We start from the raw sequence: 9,961 nt of genomic DNA, 5'->3' as shown, positions 1-9,961 counted from the left end.
TTTGATATTTTTTATTTAGAATTAAAAAATATAAGTAAGGAATATAGTAGTTATAATGAATACATTAATAGTTCAGTTTTAAAACAATGTAAAACTAACCTTAGAAATAGATTTTATATTTTTTATATAAAAATTAAGTTTTTTATAGAATTTATAATAAAAATTTTTTTAAACATTTTTTTAAAAACATTTGATTTATGGAAAGATTTTAAAATTAATAGATTTTAGTTAAATTTATTATATAAAAATTATATATTTAATTTATATTGGCTTTATATATTTAATCATTATTTAATTATTAATTATATAATAATTTTTCTAATTGTTGTTGTGTTTCTAATGGATAATTGATAAACTGAACTCCATAATACCATTTATTTTCAAATTGATATTTTCTTCTTATAATTCCTTCAAGGTAAAAATATTGACCTTTAATGGAAAAAGATATTTTAATATTATCATCAATATTAATATTGTCAATAATAGTTTTATCAATGGTTCCAAATTGAAGGCCTCCTGCAGAAAGGTCAATTAATTCAGTTTGTTTAGATTTTTCTTCTAGTTTTTCAAAATATTTATATTGGATTAGTGTAGCTAACATTAATTTACCAAATTCTTCAAGCTTTGGAATTATATTGAAAGGAATTTGTTGTTTTTTATCAATTTGATTCATTATATAAATGTAAGATATAACATATTTTTTATAAATAACAGGAAAAAAAAGTTCAGAGTATATACCTCTGCTTTCTTTAATCTTTAATAGACTATTAATTTGTGAATTTGGGTCTTTAACTTCTGTTCCCATTAACTTCCAATATTCTATTAAGTCTGGTTTAACAATAACTAGATCTCTATCATATAAGTCTGTATCAGGAAAGTAAGAATTAACATTAGGGATATAAAAAGATTTACCAGTTTTTATAATTAAAAATTCTTCTAGAGTATTTGGCTGTTTATCCCTAAGCATAACTATTTTATTTTTGGAAAAAACAGACATTTTTTGTTTAAAATTTTTTAGTAAATTTTCTACAGTATCCAATTTTTTATCTTTAAATTTTTCATAAGGAAAAGGACAAAATTTTTCTGTTTCCGGGAAATTAAGTTGGACACTTACATCTTTAAAAAATATCTGTATATGAGATAACTCATCTATTGTAATTCTTTGGTATTTTCTTTTTGGGTTCCTAAATATCATTTCAGGATTTTTTATAGAAAAAGTTTTTGAATCAATAATATTTTTTATAGAAGATTCAAAAATATGTCTATTTTCTCTAAAGAAAAATGAAACTTGTATTTTTTGAAATGGTGAAAGAGGTAAGTTAGAATTGTGTTTAATAGTGATAGAAAATCTATCATATGATATTATAAATCCATCAAAAGAAACATTGTTTTTTATATAAATTGTAACTGGTATATTATTATCAACAATAGATTTATATAAAAATTCTTTGTCGATAAGAGATTTTATAATATTATCATGTGGACCTTTTAAGTTTTCCATAGAAAAACTTTTTTTATTTTATCGATATTTATCCAATATTTCTTGAAAAAAAAAATTATATTTATATATTTTTATAAATTTAATTTGATTAAAATAGATATCAATTAAAATATAATGTATTATTTATTTTTATACAAATGGAAAATAATTTAAATTTTATTAAAAATAACATTGAAAAAATATTTCAACTTATTTCAGATATAAAAAGGATTAATAATATAACATATAATATTGAATTAGTTGCTGTAAGTAAAACATTTAGTGTAGATTATATAATAGAAGCTTACAAAAATGGTATAAAATGTTTTGGTGAAAATAGAGTTCAAGAAGCAATTGAAAAAATTGAGAAGATAAATGAGATTTATGAAAATATAAAAGATATTTCATGGCACATGATAGGTACATTACAAACTAATAAGGTAAAAAAAGCTATTGAATATTTTGAATTCATACAATCAGTTGACAGAGAATCTCTTGTAGATGAAATAGCCAGAAGATCAAATTTTATAAATAATAAAATTATTAATATTTTATTCGAAGTCAATATTTCAGAAGAAATTCAGAAATCAGGAGTTTCACCTGATAAGCTATTTAGTTTAATTGATTATACGTTTAAAAAAGATATTAAAAATGTTAGAATAAAAGGTTTAATGTCAGTTGGGCTATTAACTGAAGATAAAGTTATTAAAGAGAAAGAATTTGAGAAAATGAGAGATTTATTTGAAAAAGCACAAAGTTATTATGGCAAAGAATATTTTTCTATTTTATCTATGGGGATGAGTGATGATTTCCTCTTAGCTATAAAACATGGAGCTAATATGATTAGAATAGGTTCAGCTATTTTTGGTAGAAGAAAATATTGAAAATTTAGAGGTTAAGATGTTATTAATAAAAATAATTTACAGTTTTTTTTATATATGTGAATTAATTTTATTTGTTTCCTTAATTTTAGATATTTTATACAAAGTCAATCCATTTATTTATAATTATAAATTTTTAAATACTTTGAGAATATTTTTCTTAAAAGTAACTTTACCAATTGTAAGTTTAATGAAAAAAATTGTTAATACTGAGTATAAAATGTTTGATTTTTCTTATATTATTTTAATTCTTTTGATTGAAATTATAAAAAATATTTTTTTACTTTTAGTTAAATAAAAAATAAAATTACTTAAGCTAGACTAAAAATTTTTAATTTTTATAAAAATTGAATAAATCATAAAAAATCGTAAATATTTGGAGGTAATATGGATAAAGTTAAGTATGCAATTATAGGGGGTTCAGGTATTACTGATATTGAAGATCTTATTATAGAAAAAGAACTTAACATAAATACTCCTTATGGTTTAATGTCTGATAAAGTTAAAGTTGGTTATTTTAAAGGAACAAAAAATAAAATAGCTTTTTTACCAAGGCATGGCAAAGGTCATGTTATTTTACCATCAAATATTCCACAAAAAGCAAATGTTTGGGGATTAAAATATATTGGAGTTGAAAAAGTGATAGCCATTTCTGCAGTAGGTTCACTTAAAGAAGATATAAGACCAACAGATTTTGTAGTACCTTTTCAAATATTTGATAGAACCAAAAATAGAGAATCAACCTTTTTTGAAGATGGGCTTGTAGGGCATATCAGTTTTGCAAATCCTTTTTGTCCTGAACTTCAAGAATTTATTGCTAAAAAGATAGAATCTTTAGGTTTAAGAGTTCATAAAAATGAAACTTATGTTTGTATGGAAGGGCCAGCTTTCTCAACAAAGGCAGAATCAAATTTTTATAGAATGATTGGAGCTGGTGTTATAGGAATGACAGCATTACCTGAAGCAAAACTTTTTAGAGAAGCAGAAATATGTTATGGGATGATTGCTATGTCGACTGACTATGACTGCTGGAGAGAAGGAGAAGAGATAGTTAATGTTGCCATGGTAATAGAAAATGTAAAAAAAAATGTTAATAATGTTAAGGTTATTATTAGAGAAATTTTTAAAGATATACCTGAAGAAAGAAATTGTGAATGCGTAAATGCTTTACAATATGCTGTTCAAACTTCTAAAGATTATATTGATAGAAAGGTATATAGAAAGCTTGAACTTTTTTTAAGCAAATATTTTTAATTATTTTATTTATAATTTTTTATATAATATTTAATATTCTTGTATTTTTATTATTTCTTTATTTTAAAATTATAAGAAAATAATTGAGGTATAAAAATTATCATTAAGAGTGAATTAAATTTTATATTAAAGTTTTTCTTTTTTATTATTTTATTTCTTTTTTTGTCAAATACAATTTATGCAAATGAATATCTAACTTTTAAAAATTATCTAAATAATATTTTATTTAAAAAATTTTTTTTGAATTTTTATGTTTGGGATTTTTTTGTAAATTTTAATTTTATAAATTTTATCTATAATAAAAATTGTTTGAGCTTAACTTTTAATAACTTTATTTATGAAAATATTAACTTAAATTTTAAAATATATAAAGATAATGAACAAGAAGAGACATATTTAAGAAGAGCAGAAATACTTTTCTTTATATCTATTCCTTTTATATATATTTATTTTAGAGAATTGATGAGATTGAATAATTTTTTAATATATGGAAGTTTTGATAGAGAGTGGGATACTAATCAGAAAATACTTATGTACGTAACTTTTTTTATTTTTGGTTTTGATATAGTTTATAATGATTATTTAAAAAATAAAAAAGTTAAAAAATAAATAATAAATATAATTATATTGTTTTTCATTTATAATTTTAATTTAATAATTGTAATTATTTTATTTATAAGTAATTAATGAAAAGAAAGGATTTTAAAATGAAAATGTATGATAATAGAAAGAAGTTAATAAAAATCGTAATAATAGTTTTTTTAACTATATTTATTGATCAATTTACTAAATTTTTAATCATTAAAAATTTTCATCTTTATCAATCTATTAAAATAATTAAAAATTTACTATATTTAACATATATTGAAAACAGAGGGTTTTTGATGGGCTTTGGAGGTCAATTAAATGATGGAACTATATTTAATGGAGTTGTTATAATAACAATTATTGCAATTGCTATATTGATTGGATTTTTTATATATATTTATAAAAGGAATCTTCTTAATAATTATTTATTAATAAATTTTTCCTTTTTAATTGGTGGAGCATTTGGTAATTTTATAGATAGATTATTTAGGAAAAAAGTTATAGATTTTATTGAAATAAAATTGCCAACTTTTAAGTTTAAAGGATTTTATTATTCTAGCTTACCAATATTTAATTTTGCTGATTTATTTGTAACTGTTGGGATAATAATGTTAATTATTTATTTTATTTTTCTTGAACACAAATATGAAGTAAAAGGTTTAGAGAATGATGTTAAAAGTATAGAGGAACCAAATGTTGAAAAAATTAAGAATGAAAATAGTGAATATAAGAATAAAATTTTAAATGAAAAGATTTCTGGATTAAATTCAAATAAAGATTCAATTGATATAGAAAATTTAGATAATAATAATATTGGAAGAAACTAAAATCTTAGAGGCTATGAAAGAAGAAATTTATTCTTTTATCGCTACTGATCTAGAAGAGGGAGAAAGAGTAGATACGGTATTAGCTATTAAAATTAATAAAAGTAGATCCTTTATTAAAAATTCAATAGACCAATTATTAATTAATGATAAAAGTTGTAAACTTTCAAAAAAATTAAAAAAAGGAGACAGAATATTTATAAGACTAAGATATAATGAAATATCTGATAAAATAGTTCCCCAAAAAGGAAATATTAATATAATATATGAAGATAATTATTTTTTAATAGTAAAAAAAGAACCAGGAATACCTGTTCATCCATCAGCTGGACACTATCAAGATACATATTGTAATTACATTATGCAATATTTAATTGAGAAAGGAATATATTTAAATGATGCAGGTATTATCCATAGATTAGATAAGGATACAGAAGGAATTCTTTTATTTGCTAAAGATAAATATACTCAAGAAAAATTTAGAGAATTATTTAAGAAAAGAAAAATTAAAAAATACTATTTTGCGATATGTTACAATAAAAGCAAAATTAATTTAATTAAAAATAAAATATATTTATTAGAAGATTATATAAGTAGAGACAAAACTAATAGATTAAAGTTTACAACTAAAAATAAAGAGGGTAAATTTGCCCAACTTAAATTTAAACCTATATTTTTTTTTGATGAGTTTTTTATTGCAAATATTAAACTTATTACTGGCAGGACACATCAGATTAGAGTACAATTTGCAGATAGAGGATTTCCAATTGTTGGGGATATAATATACAATTCCCCAAAAGATAAATATTATAAAGATTATGGGTTATTGTTATATTCTTATAAAATTGAATTTTTGCATCCTTTAACAAATAATTATGTTAGTATAATTTGTAGAATTCCAGATAGATTTAAATTTTTTTTGATAAAAAATAACAAAAAAAATATAATATAAATTTGAGGTGACTATGTTAATTGGTATTACTGGTTCTACTGGTTTTATTGGTAAAAATTTAATTCAAGAATTTATTGAATTAAATAATAAATATAAACAAGAAAACAAAGATAAAGAGTTTCCTTATAAACTAATTTTACTACTTAGGGAAAATTCAAATGTTAAAAATATTAAAAACTTTATATTAAATTGTTCAGAAATTGAAACAAGGACTGTTGATTTTTTTAATAAAGAAGATATAAAAAAAAATATTAAGGATGTTGATTTCATAATTCATTTGGCGGGGGTTACTAAGGCAAAGAGAAAGATAGATTATTACAAATATAATTTTTGTTTAACAAAAAATATAGTTGATGCAATTTTTGAGATAAATTTGAATAATATTAATAATAAAAATATTAATATAGATAAAAATAATAATGATTATAAAATAATAAAGTTTATATTTTTTTCATCTCAATCATCATGTGGTCCTTCAAAAAAAGGAAGTTTAATTTCTGAAAAAGATATTGAAAATCCAATAAGTAACTATGGTAAAAGTAAATTAAAAGCTGAGTTATATATAAAAGAAAAAATTAAAGATTTTATTATATTAAGATTTCCATCAATTCTCGGTCCTTATGATATGGATGGGTTGAATTTATTTAAAATGGTTCTAAAAAAATTAATTTTTGGTATTGGTAAAAATTTTCAATTTGATGTAATATATTCTAAGGAAGTAACGCAGATAATAAAATTTTTTATAATTAATTTTAAAAATTTTAATAATAAAGTTATACATATAGGTTATAAAAATCCTCTTGATTTTAAATATTTTATTAATAAAGTTAGAGATCTTGCAAATAAAAAAGGTAATTATATATATATTAATGTCCCAATTTTTTTCGTTATAATTTTTGCAATAATAGTATATTTTATAAATTTATTTCAAAAAAATCAATCAATAATAAATTTTGAAAAAATAATTGAAATTTCAAAAAAAAATTGGATTTATAATAAAGATTTATTTTTAAATTCAGGGTATACTTTTCAATATGATATTGATAGTATGATTGAGGAAACTTTTTTTTGGTATAAAAGTAAACATCTATTATAAAAAAATTAGAGGTTTATATGAATTCATTTGATATCTTTTTAGATCCACTATTTTCTTTATCTCCAATTGATGGGAGATATAGAGAAAAAGTAAATAATTTAAGAGAAATTTTTTCAGAATATGGATTAATAAAAAGAAGGATTTACGTTGAAATAAAGTGGTTTCTTTTTTTGATTGAAAATTTAAAAATTGAAATAAAAGAAAAGGATAAGTTAAATAAATTGATTTCCAAAATTGATAATTTTTCGATTGAAGATGCAAGAAGAATTAAAGAAATTGAAAAAATAACAAACCATGATGTGAAAGCTGTTGAATATTTTCTCAAAGAAATTTGTCAAATTGATGAAAATGAGTTTATTCATTTTTGTTTAACTTCTGAAGATATTAATAATCTTTCCTATGCTTTAATGATAAAGGATTATTTAAGAGAAATTTTTATAAAAGAAATTCAGATAATTATTTTTAAAATTAAAGAGTTATCTTTGAAATATAAAGATAGCCCTATGCTTTCCAAAACTCATGGCCAACCAGCAACTCCTACTACTTTTGGAAAAGAGGTAAGTTATTTTTTAAAAAGAATTTTTGATTCTACTAAAAATATTCTTTCTATTGATATATATGGTAAAATAAATGGAGCAACAGGTAATTTTGCAGCACATTTTTTAGCTTATCCGGAAATTGATTGGATAGAATTTACTAAAAGATTCTTAAATTCCCTTGGTATTTCACAAAACATTGTTACAAAACAAATTGAGCCACATGATTTTATTAGTAGAATATTAAATGAATTTTCTATATTGAATGGTGTTTTAATTGATTTATGTAGAGACTTCTGGCTATATATCTCAAATGATTATTTAAAACTGAAAAAAGTTGAAACAGAAGTTGGAAGTTCTACTATGCCTCATAAAGTTAATCCAATAGATTTTGAAAATGCATGGGGAAATTTTGAAATTTCACAAAATATAGCTCAGTTTTTATCTAGAAGATTGATAGTGAGTTTGATGCAAAGAGATTTAACAGATTCTACTCTATTAAGAAATCTTTCTCTGGTTTTTTCATATTTTAATATTGGTTTGAGTTCTCTTATAAAAGGACTCGAAAAAATAGAATTAAATGAAGAAAAAACAAAAAGAGATTTAATGGAGAATCCTGAAGTTTTATCGGAAGCTATACAAACTATAATGAGAAAAAATAAAATCAAAAATGGTTATGAAATATTGAAAGGATTTACTAGAGGTAGAAAAATAAATTTTGAAGTATTAAATGAATTTGTTAAAACTCTAGATATAAATGAAGCTGATAGAAATAGGTTAATAAATCTTTATCCTGAAAATTATATAGGTCTTTCTTCAAGTATTGTTGATAAAGTCGTAGAAGAAATCGATAAGAATCTTGATTTAAGAAATTTGTTAATGAATCGAAAATTTTAAAAGAAGAAATGAATTTTATAGATAATTTTGATTTTTAAATAGGAAAATGCTATGAATTTTTATAATCTAACGAAAAAAAGGGAAATCAAATTAAAATATTTTCTATTTTTTATAATATTTTTAAGCTTGTTTGAATTTGAAATTGTTTATGCCCAAAATTCAGCTTTTACTCCAGGATTTGGTTTTGTCTTTCCTTTCGGGACAAGTTTTGGTTTTATTTCAGGAACTCATGTAAAGCTTGAGTTTGGTAAAGATTTTGATGAATCTGTTTTTTATGGATTAGGTTCAGATATTATTTTTACAGGAATTAAATGGTCAAAATTAAATCAAATTTATAAAGACTCTAGTTCTTTTATTATTCCTTTTTATGGGACCCTTCGAATTAGATTTCCTGTTTCTGCACCCTTTTCTATTTTTTCAAACATAGGGATTGGATTTTCTCTTTTATTTGATCTTGTTAATCCGGCTACTAATACAACACTTGTAGATAATAAAATGTTTTTATATAAGAGTTTTTATTGGTTTTTTGGTGTTGGTATAGGTTTTATGTTGGGTTCCAGAACTGATGGACAAATATATTTACAATTAACAAATTCTAATTTTTCTACAAATGCAAATGATATAAATTATCCATTTATTGATAAATTTAATATGTGGTATATATCAATTATTTTTCAGATAAGATTTTTTAAAATATAGATTATATTTTAAGTTCTTATTTTATAATTTTTTATTTAAAATTATAATTAAATTTTGTTTTTTATATTTCTTTTAATGTGTCTAAAAATAGATTAAAGTCTTCAAGGGTATTATAAAAAGAGGGTGAAATTATAATAAAATTTTTATAAAGTTCAGTAAATATTTTATTTTCTAAAAGCTTATTATATATTTCTGATGCTAATTTATCTGACTCAAACTCAATTGGAATCAAAAAGGATGGAAATTTTCTTAAATAATCTTTGTTATATTTTGAATAATTAGAAGGAATTTGATTTAATTTAAATTTAATTTTATTATTATGAATTGAAGAGTTAGCTATTTCATTAAGTTTATTATAAATAAAATAGTAATTTCTAGTAGTAAGATTTATAAGTTTATATACTCCAAACTTTTTAAAAAATTTGATCATTGAAATAATAGAAATTTTAACATTAACATCGTCAAATTTTTGAAAAATTATTTTGCAATCAAATATATTTAGACTTTTAAAATAAAAAATTATATAATTTATTGGGATTCCAAAAGATTTAGATAAATCAATGTATATAGCATCAATATTATTATCATTAATGAAATTATCTAAGTTCATAGGAATAAAAGAGAAAAATAATGATAAATCAATAATTTTTATAATTTTTTTTGTATTAAAATTTGTTTTTTCGTTAATACTTTTTAAGTCAGTTTCATTGTATCTTAAACCTGAATTTAAATTAATAAAGGGTAAAATTTCATA

The 9,961-nt window shown here is 20.9% G+C and carries 12 protein-coding genes; 10 read left to right on the top strand and 2 right to left on the bottom strand.

What is annotated here, in order from left to right:
- The coding region (locus N3A58_03565) for a hypothetical protein (GenBank protein ID MCX8058476.1) at positions 1-228 on the top strand (228 nt) is incomplete at its 5' end.
- Between the two features lie 70 nt (positions 229-298).
- Here N3A58_03565 and N3A58_03560 read toward each other — a convergent pair.
- A complete protein-coding gene (locus N3A58_03560) occupies positions 299-1,501 on the bottom strand; it encodes a PilZ domain-containing protein (GenBank protein ID MCX8058475.1) in 1,203 nt (400 codons plus the stop codon).
- A 137-nt stretch (positions 1,502-1,638) separates the two neighbouring features.
- Between N3A58_03560 and N3A58_03555 the strand changes: the two genes are divergently transcribed.
- The 9 genes from N3A58_03555 to N3A58_03515 all read left to right on the top strand — a co-directional run bounded on the left by N3A58_03555 (position 1,639) and on the right by N3A58_03515 (position 9,207).
- Positions 1,639-2,364 carry a YggS family pyridoxal phosphate-dependent enzyme gene (locus N3A58_03555; protein MCX8058474.1) on the top strand — a complete coding sequence of 242 codons (726 nt, stop codon included), beginning with the start codon at positions 1,639-1,641 and terminating at the stop codon, positions 2,362-2,364.
- Between the two features lie 16 nt (positions 2,365-2,380).
- A complete protein-coding gene (locus tag N3A58_03550; protein MCX8058473.1) occupies positions 2,381-2,659 on the top strand; it encodes a YggT family protein in 279 nt (92 codons plus the stop codon).
- An 89-nt stretch (positions 2,660-2,748) separates the two neighbouring features.
- Complete coding sequence (mtnP, locus tag N3A58_03545; protein ID MCX8058472.1) at positions 2,749-3,615, top strand: S-methyl-5'-thioadenosine phosphorylase; 867 nt, start codon at positions 2,749-2,751, stop codon at positions 3,613-3,615.
- Between the two features lie 309 nt (positions 3,616-3,924).
- A complete protein-coding gene (locus N3A58_03540; protein MCX8058471.1) occupies positions 3,925-4,224 on the top strand; it encodes a hypothetical protein in 300 nt (99 codons plus the stop codon).
- Positions 4,225-4,322: 98 nt separating this feature from the next.
- Positions 4,323-5,030, top strand: a complete 708-nt coding sequence (gene lspA, locus N3A58_03535) for a signal peptidase II (GenBank protein ID MCX8058470.1) — start codon at positions 4,323-4,325, stop codon at positions 5,028-5,030.
- Positions 5,031-5,043: 13 nt separating this feature from the next.
- Positions 5,044-5,979 (top strand): RluA family pseudouridine synthase, encoded by a 936-nt coding sequence (locus tag N3A58_03530; protein ID MCX8058469.1) that lies wholly within the window; start codon positions 5,044-5,046, stop codon positions 5,977-5,979.
- A 13-nt stretch (positions 5,980-5,992) separates the two neighbouring features.
- Positions 5,993-7,075: an NAD(P)-dependent oxidoreductase gene (locus tag N3A58_03525; protein ID MCX8058468.1), complete on the top strand. Its 1,083-nt coding sequence runs from the start codon at positions 5,993-5,995 to the stop codon at positions 7,073-7,075.
- A gap of 17 nt (positions 7,076-7,092) precedes the next feature.
- Positions 7,093-8,508, top strand: coding sequence for an adenylosuccinate lyase (gene purB, locus N3A58_03520; GenBank protein ID MCX8058467.1), 1,416 nt, complete (start codon positions 7,093-7,095; stop codon positions 8,506-8,508).
- A 51-nt stretch (positions 8,509-8,559) separates the two neighbouring features.
- Entirely contained in the window at positions 8,560-9,207 is a 648-nt protein-coding gene (locus N3A58_03515) for a hypothetical protein (GenBank protein MCX8058466.1), read from the top strand.
- Between the two features lie 61 nt (positions 9,208-9,268).
- Here the strand turns inward: N3A58_03515 and N3A58_03510 are convergent.
- Positions 9,269-9,961, bottom strand: a 693-nt coding sequence (locus N3A58_03510) for a hypothetical protein (GenBank protein MCX8058465.1), incomplete at its 5' end; no start/stop codon positions are given.

Source organism: Spirochaetota bacterium, assembly GCA_026415295.1.
In the GTDB taxonomy this organism is placed as follows: Bacteria; Spirochaetota; JAAYUW01; order JAAYUW01; family JAOAHJ01; genus JAOAHJ01.
This window is presented reverse-complemented; position numbering and strand designations above follow the sequence as displayed.